General features: G+C 64.1%; 15 protein-coding genes. 9 read left to right on the forward strand and 6 right to left on the reverse strand.

Annotation, left to right across the window (positions count from 1 at the left end):
• The first annotated feature begins 323 nt into the window (after positions 1–323).
• From purL to BXE_RS10695, 3 genes are all read left to right on the forward strand, one after another.
• Positions 324–4409 (forward strand): phosphoribosylformylglycinamidine synthase, encoded by a 4086-nt coding sequence (purL, locus tag BXE_RS10685; RefSeq protein ID WP_011488310.1) that lies wholly within the window; start codon positions 324–326, stop codon positions 4407–4409.
• 338 nt (positions 4410–4747) lie between these two features.
• The gene (locus BXE_RS10690) at positions 4748–5005 is read left to right on the forward strand and encodes a helix-turn-helix domain-containing protein (RefSeq protein ID WP_038458856.1); all 258 of its coding nucleotides are present in this window, start codon (positions 4748–4750) and stop codon (positions 5003–5005) included.
• The gene (locus BXE_RS10695) at positions 4995–6287 is read left to right on the forward strand and encodes a HipA domain-containing protein (RefSeq protein ID WP_011488312.1); all 1293 of its coding nucleotides are present in this window, start codon (positions 4995–4997) and stop codon (positions 6285–6287) included. Before BXE_RS10690 ends, BXE_RS10695 begins: the two co-directional genes overlap by 11 nt.
• A 149-nt stretch (positions 6288–6436) precedes the next feature.
• On the opposite strand, the gene BXE_RS10700 is transcribed toward BXE_RS10695, so the two are convergent.
• From BXE_RS10700 to BXE_RS10720, 5 genes are all read right to left on the reverse strand, one after another.
• Complete coding sequence (locus BXE_RS10700; RefSeq protein ID WP_011488313.1) at positions 6437–7216, reverse strand: peptidylprolyl isomerase; 780 nt, start codon at positions 7214–7216, stop codon at positions 6437–6439.
• An 11-nt stretch (positions 7217–7227) separates the two neighbouring features.
• Positions 7228–7548 carry a BolA family protein gene (locus tag BXE_RS10705; RefSeq protein WP_011488314.1) on the reverse strand — a complete coding sequence of 107 codons (321 nt, stop codon included), beginning with the start codon at positions 7546–7548 and terminating at the stop codon, positions 7228–7230.
• A 1-nt stretch (position 7549) separates the two neighbouring features.
• A complete protein-coding gene (locus BXE_RS10710) occupies positions 7550–8080 on the reverse strand; it encodes a septation protein A (protein WP_011488315.1) in 531 nt (176 codons plus the stop codon).
• A gap of 162 nt (positions 8081–8242) precedes the next feature.
• The gene (gene msrB / locus BXE_RS10715) at positions 8243–8665 is read right to left on the reverse strand and encodes a peptide-methionine (R)-S-oxide reductase MsrB (protein WP_007181992.1); all 423 of its coding nucleotides are present in this window, start codon (positions 8663–8665) and stop codon (positions 8243–8245) included.
• 129 nt (positions 8666–8794) lie between these two features.
• Complete coding sequence (locus tag BXE_RS10720) at positions 8795–10351, reverse strand: protein adenylyltransferase SelO (protein WP_011488316.1); 1557 nt, start codon at positions 10349–10351, stop codon at positions 8795–8797.
• 197 nt (positions 10352–10548) lie between these two features.
• On the opposite strand from BXE_RS10720, the gene BXE_RS10725 reads away from it, so the two are divergent.
• From BXE_RS10725 to BXE_RS10735, 3 genes are all read left to right on the forward strand, one after another.
• Positions 10549–12237: a 3-(methylthio)propionyl-CoA ligase gene (locus BXE_RS10725; protein ID WP_011488317.1), complete on the forward strand. Its 1689-nt coding sequence runs from the start codon at positions 10549–10551 to the stop codon at positions 12235–12237.
• 169 nt (positions 12238–12406) lie between these two features.
• Positions 12407–14491: a 3-hydroxyacyl-CoA dehydrogenase NAD-binding domain-containing protein gene (locus BXE_RS10730; protein WP_011488318.1), complete on the forward strand. Its 2085-nt coding sequence runs from the start codon at positions 12407–12409 to the stop codon at positions 14489–14491.
• 138 nt (positions 14492–14629) lie between these two features.
• The gene (locus BXE_RS10735; RefSeq protein WP_011488319.1) at positions 14630–15808 is read left to right on the forward strand and encodes an acetyl-CoA C-acyltransferase; all 1179 of its coding nucleotides are present in this window, start codon (positions 14630–14632) and stop codon (positions 15806–15808) included.
• A 16-nt stretch (positions 15809–15824) separates the two neighbouring features.
• On the opposite strand, the gene BXE_RS10740 is transcribed toward BXE_RS10735, so the two are convergent.
• Positions 15825–16328 (reverse strand): LEA type 2 family protein, encoded by a 504-nt coding sequence (locus BXE_RS10740; protein WP_011488320.1) that lies wholly within the window; start codon positions 16326–16328, stop codon positions 15825–15827.
• Between the two features lie 231 nt (positions 16329–16559).
• Between BXE_RS10740 and BXE_RS10745 the strand changes: the two genes are divergently transcribed.
• The 3 genes from BXE_RS10745 (at position 16560) to BXE_RS10760 (ending at position 18985) form a co-directional block, all read left to right on the forward strand.
• Positions 16560–16949, forward strand: coding sequence for a hypothetical protein (locus BXE_RS10745; protein ID WP_011488321.1), 390 nt, complete (start codon positions 16560–16562; stop codon positions 16947–16949).
• Positions 16950–17388: 439 nt separating this feature from the next.
• The gene (locus BXE_RS10755; protein ID WP_011488322.1) at positions 17389–17874 is read left to right on the forward strand and encodes a PaaI family thioesterase; all 486 of its coding nucleotides are present in this window, start codon (positions 17389–17391) and stop codon (positions 17872–17874) included.
• Positions 17875–17986: 112 nt separating this feature from the next.
• Complete coding sequence (locus BXE_RS10760; RefSeq protein WP_011488323.1) at positions 17987–18985, forward strand: NADP-dependent oxidoreductase; 999 nt, start codon at positions 17987–17989, stop codon at positions 18983–18985.
• The last annotated feature ends 48 nt before the right edge of the window (positions 18986–19033 follow it).

Consider the following 19033-nt stretch of genomic DNA (forward strand, 5'->3'; position numbering starts at 1 on the left):
ACATGCCTGTTCAGATGAGTTTGCGGTTCGCGTCGCGGGCGTGTTCGCCCATCGCTGGGTGCCCCAACGCGTCCGGGCGAACGAATCGCCCCACTTGCGCGTCGATTAAAGCATCGGGATGTCGTCGGGATGTCGTATCGGAAGAACACATTCGCGAGCATGCGGCCGCCGGTCGCCCGGACACGCCCCGCGGCCGTCGGAAGCCCGTTCCCGGGGTATAATCCCGGACTTCCCTTGCGTCTCACGTCGCCATCACGCGCGACCCATCGGCGCGACTCATCCGCATCACTCATCGGCATCATTAGCGACGCAACGTCAAGTCCATGGCCCACTTCTCGTGTTTCCCCGGCGCTTCGGCCCTTTCCGATTTCCGTCAAACCCGCCTGCTCGAAACGCTTACGCGCATCGACCCGAACATCACCGGCGTGCGCGGACAATATCTGCACTTCGTCAACGCCCAGACACCGCTTTCCGCTGAAGACAACGCGAAGATCGAAGCGCTGATGCATTACGGCCAGCCGCTCGAAGAAAGCAAGGAGCGCGGCACGGCCGAGGCCTTCCTCGTGGTGCCGCGTTTCGGCACGGTGTCGCCGTGGGCGAGCAAGGCAACGGATATCGCGCATCTGTGCGGTCTCACGCAGGTGCGCCGCATCGAGCGCGGCGTCGAGTACACGGTGACGCTGAAAAGCGGCCTGCTGGGCGGCAGGAAGGCGCTTTCCGACGAAGCCCGCGCGGCTGTCGCGGCGGCCTTGCACGACCGCATGACCGAAAGCGTGTCGCCTTCGCGCGACCACGCATTGCATCTGTTCGACGAACTGCCGGCCAAGCCGCTGCAAACCGTCGACGTGCTCGGCCACGGCCGCGGCGCGCTGGTCGCGGCGAACACGGAACTGGGCCTCGCGCTCGCCGAGGACGAAATCGACTACCTGGTCGACGCGTTCACGAAGCTCGGCCGCAATCCGACTGACGTCGAACTGATGATGTTCGCGCAGGCCAACAGCGAACACTGCCGCCACAAGATTTTCAACGCCGATTGGACCATCGACGGCGAGAAGCAGGACATCTCGCTCTTCAACATGATCCGCAACACCGAGAAGCTGAATCCGCAGGGCACGATCGTCGCGTATTCGGACAACTCGGCGATCATGGCGGGCGGCATGGCCGAGCGCTGGTTCCCGCGCACGCCGGCCAATCTCGGCGCGAGCGAGCTGCCCGAGCACTACCGCCGCAGCACCGAACTCACCCACACCTTGATGAAGGTGGAAACGCATAACCACCCGACCGCAATTTCACCGTTCCCGGGCGCCGCGACCGGCGCGGGCGGCGAAATCCGCGACGAAGGCGCGACCGGCCGCGGCGCGCGTCCCAAAGCGGGTCTGGCGGGCTTCACGGTGTCGAATCTGGAACTGCCGGACGGCGTCGAAGCATGGGAAAACGCACGCGACGCCGCGCAGCCGCTCGCGCACCGCAATCCGGGCGACAAGCACGAAGCGTACGGCCGGCCCGATCGCATCGCTTCGCCGCTGCAGATCATGATCGACGGCCCGCTCGGCGGCGCCGCGTTCAACAACGAATTCGGCCGGCCCAACCTGGGCGGCTATTTCCGTGCTTACGAGCAGAACGTCGCGGGTCTGGTGCGCGGCTATCACAAGCCGATCATGATCGCCGGCGGCATCGGCAATATCTCGGACCAGCACACGCACAAGCACGATCTGCCGGAGGGCTCGCTGCTGATCCAGATCGGCGGTCCCGGCATGCGCATCGGCATGGGCGGCGGCGCCGCGAGCTCGATGGCGACCGGCACCAACACCGCTGAACTCGATTTCGACTCGGTCCAGCGCGGCAACCCGGAAATCGAACGCCGCGCGCAGGAAGTCATCAATGCGTGCTGGCAGCTCGGCGAGAAGAACCCGATTCTGAGCATTCACGACGTCGGCGCGGGCGGTCTTTCGAACGCCTTCCCGGAGGTGGTCGATGGCGCGGGCAAGGGGGCGCGCTTCGACCTGCGCAAAATCCAGCTGGAAGAGAGCGGCCTGTCGCCGCGCGAAATCTGGTCGAACGAAGCGCAAGAACGCTACGTGCTGGCCATCGCGCCGGCCGATCTGCCGGCGTTCGAGGCCATGTGCCAGCGCGAGCGCTGCCCGTTCGCCGTGATCGGCACGGCCACCGCCGAGCGTCAACTCAAGCTGATCGACTCCGAACTGAACGACGACAACGCGCACCAGCCGGTCGACATGCCAATGGAAGTGCTGCTCGGCAAGGCGCCGCGCATGCATCGCGACGTCAAACGCGTCGAGCGGAAGCTCGAACCGGTGGATGTCACCGGCCTCGTGCTGGCGGATGTCGCGACCAGCGTGCTGCGTCATCCCACGGTGGCGAGCAAGTCGTTCCTGATCACGATCGGCGACCGCTCGGTGGGCGGCACGACCGCGCGCGACCAGATGGTCGGCCCGTGGCAGGTGCCGGTGGCCGACGTCGCGATCACGACGATGGACTACGCGGGCTTTCGCGGCGAAGCCATGACTATGGCCGAGCGCACGCCGCTCGCCGTGATCGACGCGCCGGCGTCGGGCCGCATGGCGGTCGGCGAGGCGGTGACCAACATCGCGGCGGCGCCGATCGCGTCGCTCGACAAGCTCAAGCTGTCGGCCAACTGGATGGCCGCGTGCGGCGCAGCGGGCGAAGACGCCGCGCTGTACGACACGGTCAAGGCGATCGGCATGGAATTGTGCCCGGCGCTCGGCATCAGCATTCCGGTCGGCAAGGATTCGCTGTCCATGCGCACCAAGTGGGAAGACCGCGGCGTCGCGAAAGAAGTGGTCGCACCGGTCTCGCTGATCATCTCGGCATTCGCGCCGGTCGAAGACGTGCGCCGCCACCTCACGCCGCAACTGCGCCGCGCGAGCGACGTGGGCGAGTCGGTGCTGATCGCGATCGACCTTGGCCGCGGCAAGCATCGTCTGGGCGGCAGCATTCTCGCGCAGGTCACCCAGCAGGTCGGTGACACGGTGCCGGACGTGGACGACCCGGAAGACCTGAAGCGTTTCTTCGCCGCGATCCAGGCGCTGAACCAGGACGGCAAGCTGCTCGCCTATCACGACCGTTCGGATGGCGGCCTGTGGGCGACCGTGTGCGAAATGGCGTTCGCGGGGCACGTGGGCGTGTCGCTGAACGTGGACATGCTGGTGCTCGATCCGAACCACGAATCCGACTACGGCGACGCCAAAGACTGGGCGAAGCAGACCAGCGGCCGCCGCGAAGACCGCACGATCCGCGCGCTCTTCACCGAGGAACTCGGCGCCGTCGTGCAGGTTCGCGCGTCCGAGCGCGACGCGGTGCTGGTCGCGTTGCGCGAACATGGCCTGTCGGCGTGCTCGCATGTGATCGGCAAGATCAACGAGCGCGACACCATCGAAATCTATCGCGACGCGAAGAAGATTTACGAAGCACCGCGCACCGAACTGCATCGCACGTGGAGCGAAGTGAGCTGGCGGATTTCGCGTCTGCGCGACAACCCGGCTTGCGCCGACGCCGAATACGACGCGCTCTCCGACGCGGCCGATCCGGGCATTGCGCCGGTGCTGAACTTCGATCCGACGGAAGACGTGGCCGCGCCGTTCGTCGGCAGGAGCGCGCGTCCGCGTGTGGCGATCCTGCGCGAGCAGGGCGTCAACTCGCACCTCGAAACGGCCTATGCATTCGACCGCGCCGGCTTCGACGCGCACGACGTACACATGAGCGACCTGCTGGCGGGCCGCGCCAATCTGGCGGATTTCGCCGGCGCGGTGGCATGCGGCGGCTTCTCGTACGGTGACACGCTGGGCGCTGGTGAAGGCTGGGCGAAGGCGATCCGCTTCAACGCGCAACTGGCCGACATGTTCGCCGCGTTCTTCGGCCGCGCAGACACGTTCGCGCTCGGCATCTGCAACGGCTGCCAGATGATGAGCAGCCTGGCCTCCATGATTCCGGGCGCCGAAGCCTGGCCGAAGTTCACGCGCAACAAATCGGAGAAGTTCGAAGCGCGCTTCTCGCTGGTCGAAGTGCAGGCTTCGCCGTCGATCTTCTTCAACGGCATGGAAGGCTCGCGCATTCCGGTGGCGATCGCGCATGGCGAAGGTTACGCGGACTTCTCGCAGCAGGGCGATGCGTCGAAGGTCGCGGTGGCGATGCGGTATGTCGATCACCGGGGTCAGGCCACGGAGCAGTATCCGTTCAACCCGAACGGCTCGCCGAACGGCATCACGTCGGTGACCACGCCGGACGGGCGCTTCACCGTGCTGATGCCGCACACCGAGCGCGTGCATCGCGCGGTGCAGATGAGCTGGCATCCGGAAGGCTGGGGCGAAGGCGGCACGGACGCGAGCCCGTGGATGCGCGTATTCCAGAACGCGCGCCGCTGGCTGGGCTGACGATATGACGTGCCACGGGCCGTGCGGCCGCGTGGCACGGGCAAAAGGCGGGCAAAAGGCGGGCGGCGAAGACGCGGTGCCGCCTTGCAGTGATGTCCAGACTATCGGCATATGCTCCGTATCCGCTCTGGTACGTGAAGGCCGCCAGTCGGCCATTTTTCCGTTCTTCGTACCCGAGCGGGTACGAAATGAACTGAATAGACCTCTACCATGCCACTTCGTACCCGAGCGGGTACGAGATCAAGTCTCCATCCCGGTCACGTGGCATAATGTTCCCGAGCGGGTACGAACGTACACAGGGGTGGACAGTGCGGCAATCCGAGGTTTTCATTGGCGACATGACGGCGCTCGGCGATCTCGTGCGGGCGTCGCGGCTCGCCCAGGGGCTGACACGCGACGACCTCGCCATTGCGGCAGGGCTGTCCCCCAAGTTCATCACGCATATCGAAGCCGGTAAGCCAACCGCGCAGATCGGCAAGGTGCTGCATCTTCTCGCTGAACTGGGCATCACGCTGCGCGCGCAAGTTTCCGTGGACATTCCTCCAGCCTCGGCCACCAAGGCGCTCCAGCGCAGACGGACCACTCATGGCCGCTAGAACGCTCGTCGCCTATGCGAATGGCCGGCGCGTTGGCATCGTGAGCGATGACAGCGGTATCTGGTCATTTACCTACGACAAGGACTGGCTCGCTCGCGAGGACGCGTTCGAGCTGTCACCCGCTTTTCCGCTTGCTGCCGGGTCTTTCGTGGACGGTTCGAGCCAGAGGCCGGTGCAATGGTTTTTCGACAATCTCCTGCCTGAAGCGGAAATGCGTATTGCACTCGCTCGCGAGGCCAGGGTCGAGGCGGGCGACGCCTGGGGTCTGCTCGCCTATTACGGGCGGGAGTCGGCCGGCGCCTTGACCTTGCTTGCCGAAGGTGAACACGAGGCGTCCGGCGGTCTGCAACCTTTGTCGTACGCGAATCTGGAGGCGCGCATTCAGGCCATGCCGCAGCACGCGCTAACCGCCACGGCGCCCAAACGCATGTCCGCGGCAGGCGCCCAGCAGAAGCTGCTGCTGACCTTGCGAGGCGATGCGCCGGATTACGAACTGTTCGAGCCGGTGGGAAGCGAGCCGTCCATGCATCTGCTCAAGCCCGACATGCGGAGCACGGGCTATCCCCATTCAGCGATCAACGAATTTTTCTGCATGCGGCTGGCCCGGGCGATGGGTGTGCGCGTGCCGCCCACGCACTTCATACGCGTGCCCTCGGCCTGCTACGTCATCGATCGTTTCGACCGTGATACGACCACTGAGCCGGCCCGGCGCCTCCATACGGTCGACGCCATGCAGTTGTTGAACTACGACCGCAGCTTCAAATATCAGAACGCTACGGCGCAGGTGTTAAGCGATGCCATCGAAAAAACGAGCACCCGCGCAGTGGCGCGTCTCGATGTCTTCCGATGGGCGGTCTTCAACGTCCTGATCGGCAACGCCGATTCGCATCTGAAAAACCTGTCGTTCTTCGTCAGTCCGCGCGGCTACATGCTGGCTCCGTTCTACGATCTGGTGAGCACGGTCGTCTACCATACGCCGACCTACCAGCCGCAACAGCGGGACCGTTGGCCGCATTGCGACCTGACCATGCCCGTTGGAGACGCCACCCGGTTCGCGGACATTTCCAGAAGGAACATGCTGGCATTCGGCGAGGCGCTTCATCTCGCGCCAAGAGGTTCGGAAAGGTTGCTGGATGACATGCTGGCCATTCTCGACGCGCGCGTGATGGACACGCGGCGTGCCGTCGGCGAAATCGCGCAGCCGAATGCCGGCGAGGTCCGGCTGCTCGACTCGATCGTCGCGATGCCGCTCGCGGAGATGAGCGCGGCGCTGCGCAAGTGAGCGCGGTGGTTTAACCGAGTGGTCGACCGCATATGAAAAAGGCGCTGTTCAGTCATTGACTGAACAGCGCCTTTTTCAGAATCGAGGACCGCCGATCACGAGAAGCGCCAACCCGAAGCGCAATCCCGATTCTCAGCGGCAAGCTCCGCTCACTGAATCTTCGCGTTCTTACGCAGGCCTTCTTCAAACGCCTGCAGCTTTTCCTGCTGGATCTGCTGCACGATCTGCGGGCGCACTTGCTCCAGCGGCGGCGGCGTGACGTTGCGCACGTCGTCGACACGGATGATGTGCCAGCCGAATTGCGTATGCACCGGCGTGTCGGTCATCTGGCCTTTCTGCAGATGCGTGGCCGCGTCCGCGAACTCAGGCACGTAAGCCTTCGGGTCCGACCAGTCCAGATCGCCGCCGTTCTTGCCCGATCCCGGGTCCTTCGAGTATTGCTTGGCGAGATCTTCGAAGCTCGCGCCGGCCTTGATCTTCGCGATCAGGTCTTTGGCCTGCTGCTCGTTGTCCACCAGAATGTGATGCAGGTGATATTCCTTGCCGCCCGCGTCCTTGATCAGCGCGTTGTAGCGCGCCGTGACTTCGGCGTCGGTCGGCGTGTTGTTCTTCACGAAGTCTTCGATCAGCGCGCGCAGCACCACGGTTTGCTGTGCCACGGCGATTTGCGCCTTGATGTCCGGACGATTCGGCAGGCCACGGCGCAGCGCTTCCTGCATGAGGATCTCGCGGTTCACCAGTTCTTCGCGCACGGCCATTTGCAGTTGCGGCGTATTTTGCTGGCCTTGATGAACCAGTTGATCGATCAGCGCATCGGCACGTGCTTTCGGAATCGGCGTGCCGTTCACGACGGCGATGTTCTGTGCGAATGCAGGTGCGGCTGCAAATGCAGCCAGCAATACCCAAAGGCGGGTTTTCTTCAAGGTCATCGAAAATTTTCCTAGCGGGGCAACAAAGCGAATTCTTCGGGCGTGTACGCCGTGATTGCAAGGGCGTGAATGCCGCGCTGCATGGCATCGGCCAGCGCATCATACACCATGCGATGCCGCGCCACGCGGGCCTTGCCGGCAAATGCGGCAGCCACGATCGTGACACTGAAATGACCGCCGGCCGAGGCGCCGGCGTGGCCTGCGTGCTGCGCGCTGTCGTCGGTGATCCGGATCGACTCGACCGGCGCGAGGGCGGCGGCGAGGCGCGTCTCGATCAGCGCGGCGCGCTCGGCGGTGGTGGCGTGCATGAATACATCGGCATTGCTCGTCATGTCATTCTTCCTTCATATACTTCGACAGCCACAAGCTCTGCCCGACGATAAACACCACGAGACAGCCGGTCGCGCCGAACAGCTTGAAATTGACCCACTGGTCGGTCGTGTAGTTGTACGCGACGAACAGATTGACGAGCCCGAGCAGCACGAAAAACACCCCCCACACCACATTCAGCTTGCCCCAGATCGCGTGCGGCAGCGTGATCTGCTTGCCCATCATCGCTTCGATCAGGTTCTTGTTGAAGGCCAGTTGCGAGACGATCAGCGCGACCGAGAACGCCCAGTACAGCACGGTCGGCTTCCATTTGATGAAGGTATCGTTGTGCAGCACGAGCGTGGCGCCGCCGAACACGGTGACGACGCCGAGGCTCACCCACAGCATCGGGTCGACCTTGCGGTGGCGGAACGCCACCCATGCGATCTGCACCAGCGTGGCGACGATCGCCACTGCCGTCGCCGTGAAAATGCCCCAGATCTTGAAGGCGACGAAAAACAGGATGATCGGGAACAGATCGAACAGGAATTTCATTATCTGGTCGGGAAATCGGAGAATGGGTCGGAGATTAGGGGCGCGGTGCGAAGCCGATCGACCGGTTCGACCGGCTCGCAAGCAGGATGACGGGTGTCGCGGCCGGCGCGCGCCTGGTTGGACGCGGGCGCCGGCCGGCAACGCGCCGGACTCCGCGCTGCGTTACTTGGGCTCGAATTGTAACGCAGCCGAATTGATGCAGTACCGCAGGCCGGTCGGCGCCGGCCCGTCTTCGAACACGTGGCCCAGATGCGCGCCGCAGTTCTTGCATTGGACCTCGATGCGCAGCATGCCGTGCGAGCGGTCGGTCTTCTCGGCGATCACTTCGCCGTTGATCGGCTTGAAGTAGCTCGGCCAGCCGCAGCCGGCATCGAACTTGGTGTCCGATTCGAACAGCGGCGTGCCGCAACAGACGCAGTCATAGATGCCACGGTCCCAGTGGTCGTGATAGCGGCCCGTGAATGGGCGCTCGGTGGCCGCGTGGCGCGTCACCTGATATTCGACGTCGGAAAGCTGCTTGCGCCACTCGGCGTCGTCTTTCTGCACGGCGGGGGCGTCGGTGTTGAGGTCGTCGGGCTTGTTCATGGTCGGGTTCCTGTCTCGGGCTTGCTCGGGGTTGTTCTGGGGGCGGCTGGATAGGTCAGGCGGATTCGGCTCCGGATTGGCTCATTAAGCTGCTACGCAATCAGACGCAAGCAGCGGTGTTTCCGCGCGTCACGACGAGCAACTCACTTCCAGCGAACTCGCCCAGTCCGGCGGCAACCCGGCATACGCTTCGTGCTCGGGCTGTTCGTCGAATGGGCGGCGCAACACGGCCGCCAGTCGCTCCACTTCCGAAAAATCCTTCTCTTTCGCGCGGCGGATCGCCGTTTCCGCCAGATGATTGCGAAGTACGAATTTGGGGTTCACACGGTTCATTGCAATGGCGCGCGCGGCGTCCTCGCGTGTTTCCTCCGACAGCCGCGCGCGGTAGTCGTTCACCCACGCATCGAACGCGGCGCGGTCGAGGAACAGATCGCGCACCGCGGCGTCGCCGCTCGCGTCGTGCTTCGACACGCGCGCCAGATTGCGGAAGGTCAGCGTGAAATCCGCGCGATTGGCGTGCATCACTTCGAACAGGCGATTGGCGAGCGCGTCGTCGCCGGCGCGTTCGGTTTCGAGGCCGAGCTTCGCGCGCATGCGCCGCTCCAGCGCCGGCGCGAAACGGTCCTTGAAGCCGCCGAGCACACGCTGCGCGTCTTCGATCGCCTTGTCGCCGCGCACGCTTTCTTCGTGCTTTTCGCCCAGCAGCGGCAACAGGCCTTGGGCGAGGCAGAAGAGGTTCCAGTAGGCGATCTGCGGCTGCATCCGGTACGCGTAACGGCCTTGCGAATCCGAGTGATTGCAGATGTAGCCGGCGTCGAAGCCGTCCATGAAACCGAACGGACCGTAGTCGATGGTGAGACCGAGGATCGACATGTTGTCCGTGTTCATCACGCCGTGGCAGAAGCCGACCGCCTGCCACTCGACCATCAGGTCGGCGGTCGATATCACCGCTTCGTTCAGCAGCGCGAGATACGGATCGTCGGCTTCGCGGCAATGCGGATAGAAGCGTTCGATCACATGATCGGCGAGCGCGCGCAGCGCGTCGGTGCGATCGTTCGAATAGAAATGCTCGAAGTGGCCGAAGCGCACGAAACTCGGCGCCACGCGCGTGACCACCGCGGCCGTTTCGACTGTTTCACGCCGCACAGGCTGATCGGAGCCGATTACACACAGCGCGCGGGTGGTCGGAATGCCGAGGTGATGCATGGCCTCCGAACACAGATATTCGCGGATCGACGAGCGCAACACCGCGCGGCCGTCGCCCATGCGCGAATAGGGTGTGCGCCCCGCGCCTTTGAGCTGCAGCTCGAAACGCCGGCCGCCGTGTTCGACTTCGCCGAGGCCGAGCGCGCGGCCGTCGCCGAGCTGGCCGGCCCACACGCCGAACTGGTGGCCCGAATATACCGACGCATAGGGCAGCGCCTCGGCCGGCCACTCGCGCGTGGCATTGCCCGAGAACAGTTCGGCAAACGCAGGATCGTTCTCGATGCCGGGCTCCAAACCGAGCAGCGCGGCGGTTTCCGCGGAGAATCCAACCACATATGGCGCGCTGAGCGGCGCCGCCGGCAGGCGCGTGAGAAACACGCTGCCAAGGCTCGCAAACGCGCTTTCCGGCGCAGTGGTGAGCGCATCGGAAAGGGCCGACAAAGGCCCGGATAACCCTGCAATGCTTGGGGAAAACGACATGTTGAGCGCCTCTGGATTAACCGATATTGTAAGTCCGCGCCCGCGGAGCTGCTGGCCGGCCTTGTGTGCTTCCATATCGGAGCATCAGGAGCCGTTTGCCGGACTTCCGCCGGTTTCGCTGACGGCGCGTCGAGGCTGAGGCGCGCCCCCCGAGCTGCCAACCGATTGAAACAATCAAGCCGAGGAGACCCCTTCTTATGACGACGCCGCTCGCTGGCCAGATGATGGACGTGCCGCTCACCGTGCCTTCGCTGCTCGCGCATGCCGCGCGGCATTTCGGCAGCACTGAAATCGTGTCGCGCCGCATTGAAGGCGACCTGCATCGTTATACCTATCGCGATTGCGAAAAGCGCGCGAAGCAGCTCGCGCAGGCTTTGATCGCGCTCGGCGTCGAACCCGGCGAACGGGTCGCGACGCTGGCATGGAACGGCTACCGGCATCTGGAAGCGTATTACGGCACGACCGGCTTCGGCGCTGTCTGCCACACGATCAATCCGCGTCTCTTTCCCGATCAGATCGCCTACATCATCAATCACGCGGACGACGCTTACGTGCTGTTCGACACCACGTTCGCCCCGCTCGTCGACGTGCTCGCGCCGCAGTGCCCGAAAGTGCGCGGCTGGATCGCGCTCGCCGACGAAGCGCACCTGCCTGCCATGCAGACACCCGTGCTCAGCTACGAGACGCTCGTCACCGCGCAGGACGGCAATTACGAATGGCCGCCGCTCGACGAGCGCCAGGCTTCATACCTTTGCTATACGTCCGGCACCACCGGTAATCCGAAGGGCGCGCTGTATTCGCATCGCTCGACGGTGCTGCATGCGTTCGGCGCCGCGTTGCCCGACGCCATGAGCTTGTCCGCGCGCGACTGCGTGCTGCCCGTCGTGCCGATGTTTCATGTGAACGCGTGGGGCATTCCGCACTCGGCGCCGCTGACCGGCGCGAAGCTGGTGTTCCCCGGCAAGGATCTCGACGGCAAGTCGCTGTACGAATTGATGGAAAGCGAACGCGTCACGTATTCGGCCGGCGTGCCGACCGTGTGGCTCGGTCTGCTCAACTATCTGCGCGAGGCGAAGGTGCGGTTTTCGTCGCTCAATCGCACGGTGATCGGCGGCTCGGCGTGTCCGCCGGCCATGCTGCGCACGTTCGAGGACGACTACGGCGTGCAGGTGATCCATGCATGGGGCATGACCGAGATGTCGCCGCTCGGCACGCTGTCCAGGCTGACATGGGAGCAAAGCCAGCGTCCGCTGGAAGAGCAGCGCAAGTTGCTGGAGAAGCAGGGGCACGTGCTCTATGGCGTCGATATGAAGATCGTCGGCGAAGACGGCCGCGAGCTGCCGTGGGACGGCGTGGCGTTCGGCGATCTGCACGTGCGCGGGCCGTGGGTGATCGACCGGTATTTCCGCAAGGACGACTCGCCGCTGGTGGACGGCTGGTTTCCCACCGGCGACGTCGCCACTATCGACCGCGACAGCTTTCTGCATATCACGGACCGCTCGAAAGACGTGATCAAGTCCGGCGGCGAATGGATCAGTTCGATCGACATCGAGAACGTGGCGATCGCGCATCCGGCCGTGGCCGAAGCGGCGTGCATCGCGTGTGCGCATCCGAAATGGACCGAGCGGCCGCTGCTGGTGGTCGTCAAGCGTCCCGGCTTCGAGGTGACGCGAGATGAGCTGATCGCCTTCTACGAAGGCAAGGTCGCCAGATGGTGGATTCCCGACGACGTCGCCTTTGTCGACGAACTGCCGCACACGGCAACCGGCAAGCTGCAAAAACTCAAGCTGCGCGACATTTTCCGCGACCATGTGCTGCCGTCCGCGCTGGAGGATGAAAAGGACTGCCCGCTCACGCCGCTTGCCAGGGGAAACCCCGTCTCCTGATAAATTGAACGAGCGTGCTTTTCTGTGTATTCTGCCTGCTGACCCCGGCGTCAAACGACAATTCGTCCGACAATGAGTCGGACCGATAGTCCGACCTGATGAACCGGAAGGGCGGCGCGCCTGAGCGTCGCCTTATTGCAGATCGCATGGATCGCATGGAGGCAGGCAGATGGCAGTGGACTACACAACTCATGACGGCGTGGCCGTCATCACGCTGAACAATCCTCCCGTCAACGGCCTCGGCCTGTCGACGCGAGCCGGCATCGTCGAAGGGATCGAGCGCGCGCAGAACGATCCGGGTATCGAGGCGATCGTGCTGACGGGCGCGGGCAAGGCCTTCTCGGGCGGCGCGGATATCACCGAATTCAATACGCCGAAAGCGACTCAGGAGCCGACGCTCGCCACGGTCATCAAGATCGTGGAAGGCAGCGCGAAGCCGGTGGTCGCGGCGATTCACAGCGTCGCGATGGGCGGCGGTCTGGAACTCGCGCTCGGCGCGCATTACCGCGTGGCCGCGCCCGGCGCGCAGATCGCGCTGCCGGAAGTGAAGCTCGGCATTCTGCCGGGCGCAGGCGGCACGCAGCGTTTGCCGCGCGCCATCGGTCTCGAAGCCGCGCTCAACATGATCGTCTCCGGCACGCCCGTGATGTCGGAGAAACTCGCTGACTCCGGCTTGTTCGATGAACTCGCGCAAGGCGATCTGGCCGAAGCAGCGCTGGCATTTGCCCGTAAGGTCGGCGCAAAAGAAGGCCCGCATCCTAAGCTGCGCGACCGCAGGATCGAGCATCCGAACGCAGCCGGTTTCATCCAGTTCGCGCGCAACAGCGTGGCGGCCGTCGCGAAGCATTTCCCCGCCCCGCACAAATGTATCGACGCCGTGGAAGCGGGCGTGCAGAACGGCTTCGACAAGGGCCTCGCGTTTGAACGCGAATGCTTTATCGCACTCGTGCAGACGCCGGAAAGCCGCGCGCTGCGTCACGCCTTTTTCGGCGAACGCGCGGCGAGCAAGATTCCCGATGTGCCGTCCGACACGCCGGTGCGCGACATCAACCAGGTGGCCGTGATCGGCGCGGGCACGATGGGCGGCGGCATCGCGATGAACTTCATCAACGCGGGCATTCCGGTCACGCTGCTGGAAACCAGACAGGAAGCGCTGGACCGTGGCCTCGCGACCATTCGCAAGAACTACGAAGCGAGCGTCAGGAAAGGCAAGCTCAAGCCCGAAGCGCTCGAACAGCGCATGGCGCTGATCACACCCACGCTTTCCTATGACGACCTGAAAAACGCCGACCTGATCGTCGAAGCGGTGTTCGAAGAACTCGACGTGAAAGAGCAGGTGTTCAGGCGTCTGGACGAAGTGGCGAAGCAAGGCGCGATCCTCGCCTCGAACACCTCCACGCTCGACGTCGACAGGATCGCCGCTTTCACGAAGCGTCCGCAGGACGTGGTCGGCATGCACTTCTTCAGCCCGGCCAACGTGATGAAGCTGCTCGAAGTCGTGCGCGGCAGGGAGACGGCGAAAGACGTGCTCGCCACCGTCATGAAGCTCGCCAAAAAGATTCGCAAGACCGCCGTGGTTTCGGGCGTGTGCGACGGCTTTATCGGCAACCGGATGATCGAGCAGTACATCCGCCAGGCGCTCTTCATGCTCGAAGAAGGCGCGCTGCCCGCGCAGGTGGATCGCGCGATCGAAAAGTTCGGCTTCGCGATGGGTCCGTTCCGCATGAGCGATCTGGCCGGCAACGACATCGGCTGGGCGATCCGCAAGCGCCGTTATCAGGAACATCCCGACATGCATTACTCGAAGATCGCCGATCGTCTCTGCGAGACAGGGCGTTTCGGCCAGAAGACGGGCGGCGGCTGGTACGACTACAAGGCGGGCGATCGCACCGCGTATCCGTCGAAGGTGGTCGACGACATGATCGTTGCGTTTTCGAAAGAAGCCAACGCCGGGCGCCGCAAGATCAGCGATGAGGAAATCGTCGAGCGCCTCGTGTTCTCGCTCGTGAACGAAGGCGCGAAAATTCTCGAAGAGGGTATTGCGTCGAAGGCGTCGGACATCGACATGGTCTATCTGGCCGGCTACGGCTTTCCGCTTTATCGCGGCGGCCCGATGCTGTATGCGGACACGGTCGGGCTCTACAACGTGGAGCGCGCGATTCGCCGCTATGCGGCGCAACCGAACGGCGATGCCTGGCAACTGGCGTCGGGTATCGCTGCGCTGGCGGCCCAAGGACGCGGGTTCAACGGCTGACTTACCGTTCGAGTGAAAAGATTGGGGCGGCGCTATCCGGTGATCGATTCGCCAGCGCGCCCCCATCGACATCTGCAAGTATCGATCAACTCGTATGGGATCAGAGCGCGCCACCTCTGATCGACACAGGAGACACGCATGACTGACGCCGTAATCGTATCGACCGCTCGCACAGGCCTCGCCAAATCGTGGCGCGGCGGTTTCAACATGACGCACGGCGCGACGCTCGGCGGCCATGTGACGCAGGCCGCCGTCGAACGCGCGAAGCTCGACCCGGCGCGCGTCGAGGACGTGATCATGGGCTGCGCCAATCCGGAAGGCGCGACGGGCATGAACATCGCGCGGCAGATCGCGCTGCGCGCCGGTTTGCCGGTCAGCGTGCCGGGCATGACGGTGAACCGTTTCTGTTCGTCGGGATTGCAAACTATCGCGCTGGCCGCGCAACGCGTGATCGCCGGTGAAGGCGACGTGTATGTGGCAGGCGGCGTGGAATCGATCTCGTGCGTGCAGAACGAGATGAACCACCACATGCTGACGGAAGGCTGGCTCAGCGAAAACAAACCGGAAATCTACTGGTCGATGCTGCAGACCGCGGAGAACGTCGCGAAACGCTATTCGATCTCGAAGGAGCGTCAGGACGAGTACGGCGTGCGTTCGCAACAGCGCGCGGCCGCCGCGCTCGAAGCCGGCAGGTTCAAGGACGAGATCGTGCCGCTGACGGTGCTCGCGGGCGTCACCGATAAAGCGGGCGGGCGTCTTTTCACGAAGGAAGTGACCGTCAGCGGCGACGAAGGCATTCGCGCCGACACGACGCTCGAAGGCGTCTCGAAGATTCGTACCGCATTGCCAGGCGGCGTGATCACCGCGGGCAATGCGAGCCAGTTCTCGGACGGCGCGTCGGCGTGCGTGGTGATGAACGCGAAGGTGGCGGAGCGCGAAGGCCTGCAGCCGCTCGGTATTTTCCGCGGCTTCGCGGTGGCAGGTTGCGAGCCGGACGAAATGGGGATCGGCCCGGTGTTCGCGGTGCCGAAGCTGCTCAGGCAGGCAGGTCTGAAAGTCGAGGACATCGACCTGTGGGAGTTGAACGAAGCGTTCGCGGTGCAGGTGCTGTATTGCGCCGACAAGCTCGGTATTCCCCAGGATCGTCTGAACGTGAACGGCGGCGCGATCGCGGTCGGGCATCCGTATGGCGTGTCGGGCGCGCGGCTGACCGGGCATGCGCTGATCGAAGGCAAGCGGCGCGGCGCGAAGCTGGTTGTCGTGACGATGTGTATTGGCGGCGGGCAGGGCGCGGCGGGGTTGTTCGAAGTGGTGTGAGCCATGCCGAACGCCATCAGGGCAACGCCATGCCGGACGACGGCAGGCTCAACGTCCCCTGATCGACGAATCGCGTCGTGCCGGTGAGTCCACCCGCGAGCTTGCCGCGCAGAATGTACGGAATCTGTCCCGACTGCGCAGCGCCCGCGAAGGCGAAGGCCTGGCGAACCGCGGCGAAAGCAGGCACGGTCAACGGTACATCGACGACCGTTTCGCCGAAGCGTGGCACGCTGCCGGCCTGATCGCTCACGCCGCTCGCGAAAGGCTTGCCGTTCAGTTCGAGATCGAGCGATACGCCGTTGAAGCTGACCGCGGAATCGTTGGGATTCTGCACGCGCAATTTCACGTTGAAGCGTATCTCGAGACCCTGGCCCTGCAGCGGTTCGATACCGGCCACGTTCACGCGCAGCGGGTCGCCGCCGAACAGGCCGGCGCAACCGTTGAGCGTCAGCGTGACGAGGGCGAAGACCGTGGCGAGACGAACGCAACGGCCGCACAGCAGCGCGCGAAAGAAGGACATGACCTGCACCTCGAAACAAGCGCGGAAGCGAGCGCGAAACAAGCGCGGAACAAGCGGCTTGGGTCATGCATTGTACCGGGCTGCGCCGCGCGAGGAGCCGGTGGCATTTGCACGGCATTAGCAATCCGGTCATCTGCTGATTGCTCCGTGACTGCTTCTGGCAGATCGTTTCCCGAAGGGCGATTCCGATCTGCACCGCGCCACGATTCGAAAATCATCACGGAGACCGATATGCCATTCATTTGCGAAAACGTCGAATGTCGAGCTGTGCTGGCTCGCAAACAGGTCAAACCGAATCGGGACAGCAATGCGTTTTTCTTCTATTGCCCCGACTGCAACACGCGCAACGAGCTGATCGACGTGGGCATGGCCGGCGGTCCACTCGAACTGATTCAACCCGTGCGGCAAGGACTCCCGCACAAGGTGGTCGCAACCGCCCGGCCTCTCCAAGACGGAACATACGCGGCGCAGTTGAGCATTCAGAAGGCGCTTGGCATCAAAGGGCCTTTCGCGGCGGAAGAACGATGGGACCAGCTCGGCGTTTTTCCCGACGCACAAGACGCCGTCAGTCATGCGAAAACCACTGCGGCGGGTTGGCTGGGGGCCGACTTCAGCCACTGATACCTTGAACGGGTTGGCTGCGCGCCAGCGCGAAGCCAACCTCGATGGTTTGTCTGAACGTCCGCAGACACCTTCCCATTGACCTTCGATGCAGTCCGTACCCGATTGGCGCAACTCGATGAGCCCGATCGGGTCACGACCCCGCCAGTCGTTGCGATACCTGTCATTTCGATCTCTCCGGCGTCATTCGCAGCGCAATGCTCGCGAGCGCGCCATCACCGGTACCGGCAAGGTCCATACCCGCCGGCCCGACCTCCTGATAAAGCGCCATCGAAGGTGTAAGTTTGATAGGCTTAGCGTCTGCCTCGGCCGAAGGCATCCTCGCGTCCTGCCTTGGCCGCATGAACGCACCGATCGTACCGATCGTACCGATCGTACCGATCGTACCGATCGCACCGATCGCACCGATACGCACCGACCACGAAATCCGAAAACAGCCATGACCGATTCGTCTTCCTCCAAAGCGGGCCCCGCGACCTTGCCCGAGAGCCCGTTCGTCGACCGGCTCGGCGCGCGGCTATTGTCGGCCGCGGACGGCGCCAGCGAAGTCGCGCTGCCGTTGCAGCCGGATCATATGAACACGTGGGACGTCGCCCACGGCGGCGTCACGATGACGCTCGCCGACGTCGCGCTGGCAATGGCCGCGCGCAGTCTGGCCGGCGACGGCGTTGGCGTGGTCACGGTCGAAATGAAGGTCAACTTCATGCAGCCGGGCCGCGGCGAATTGCGCGCCACCGGTCGCGTGCTGCACCGCTCCACCACCATGGCGTATTGCGAAGGCGAGATCCGCGACAGCGAAGGTCACTTCGTCGCCAAGGCGCTCGGCACATTCAAGTACATGCGGCGCCTCGCCGTGGGCCGCGAGGTGAGGCAGCAGCGCTTGCGCAGCGACCCGTCGGCGACACCCGGCCCAAGCGACGGCTGAGCGCCGCAATGTGAGCTTCGCGCGTGTGCGGAAGGCACGTGCGGTTTCCGCCTTCGTGCACGCCGTTCGAATCATTCGCCGATCCAGTCGGCAACCTATGGAGACGATCGCCATGAGCCAGATCAACCGCCAACTCGTGTTGGCGTCTCGCCCGCAAGGCGCCGTGACGCCCGATAATTTCCGCCTCGTCGAAGCGCCGCTCGCGCCGCTGGCCGATGGCGAATTGCGCGTGCGCAATCACTATCTGTCGCTCGATCCGTACATGCGCGGCCGCATGAACGACAGCAAGTCGTATGCGCCGCCGCAGCCGCTGAACGAAGTGATGATCGGCGGCACGGTGGGTGAAGTGGTGGAGTCGAAGAATCCGAAGTTCGCGGTCGGCGACAAGGTCGTTGCGATGTTCGGCTGGCAGGAATACGGCACCTCGAACGGAACGGGCCTGCAGAAAGTCGACGATACGCATGTGCCGCTCTCGGCCTATCTCGGTCCGGTCGGCATGCCGGGCGTCACCGCGTGGTACGGACTGAACCGCATCATCGCGCCGAAAGCGGGCGAGACCGTGGTGGTCAGCGCGGCGAGCGGCGCGGTGGGCAGCGTGGTCGGCCAACTGGCGAAGCTGGCCGGCGCACGCGCGGTGGGCATTGCCGGCGGCGCGGACAAGTGCCGCTATGTCACCGGGACGCTCGGCTTCGACGCCTGCGTCGACTACAAGGCCGGCAATCTCTATCAGGATCTCAAGGCCGCGACGCCGAATGGCGTGGACGGCTACTTCGAGAACGTCGGCGGCGAAGTGCTCGACGCGACGCTCGCGCGCATGAACCCGTTCGGCCGGATCGCGCTGTGCGGATTTATCGCGGGCTATGACGGCCAGCCGGTGCCGCTCAGGCATCCTTCGCTGATGCTCACGCAGCGTCTGCTCGTGCAAGGCTTCATTGTCAGCGAACATATGGACGTGTGGCCCGAAGCGCTCAAGCGACTCGGCACGCTGGTCGCGCAGAAGAAGCTGCACTATCGCGAGACCATCGCGCAAGGGCTCGATGCCGCGCCCGAGGCTTTCATGGGCCTGCTCAAAGGCAAGAACTTCGGCAAGCAGCTCGTCAAGCTGATCTGAGCGTGGCGGCAACTGGGCGAATCCCACGAGACAACGGTCAACGCAAAG

It is taken from the genome of Paraburkholderia xenovorans LB400 (assembly GCF_000013645.1).
GTDB classification, from domain to species: domain Bacteria; phylum Pseudomonadota; class Gammaproteobacteria; order Burkholderiales; family Burkholderiaceae; genus Paraburkholderia; species Paraburkholderia xenovorans.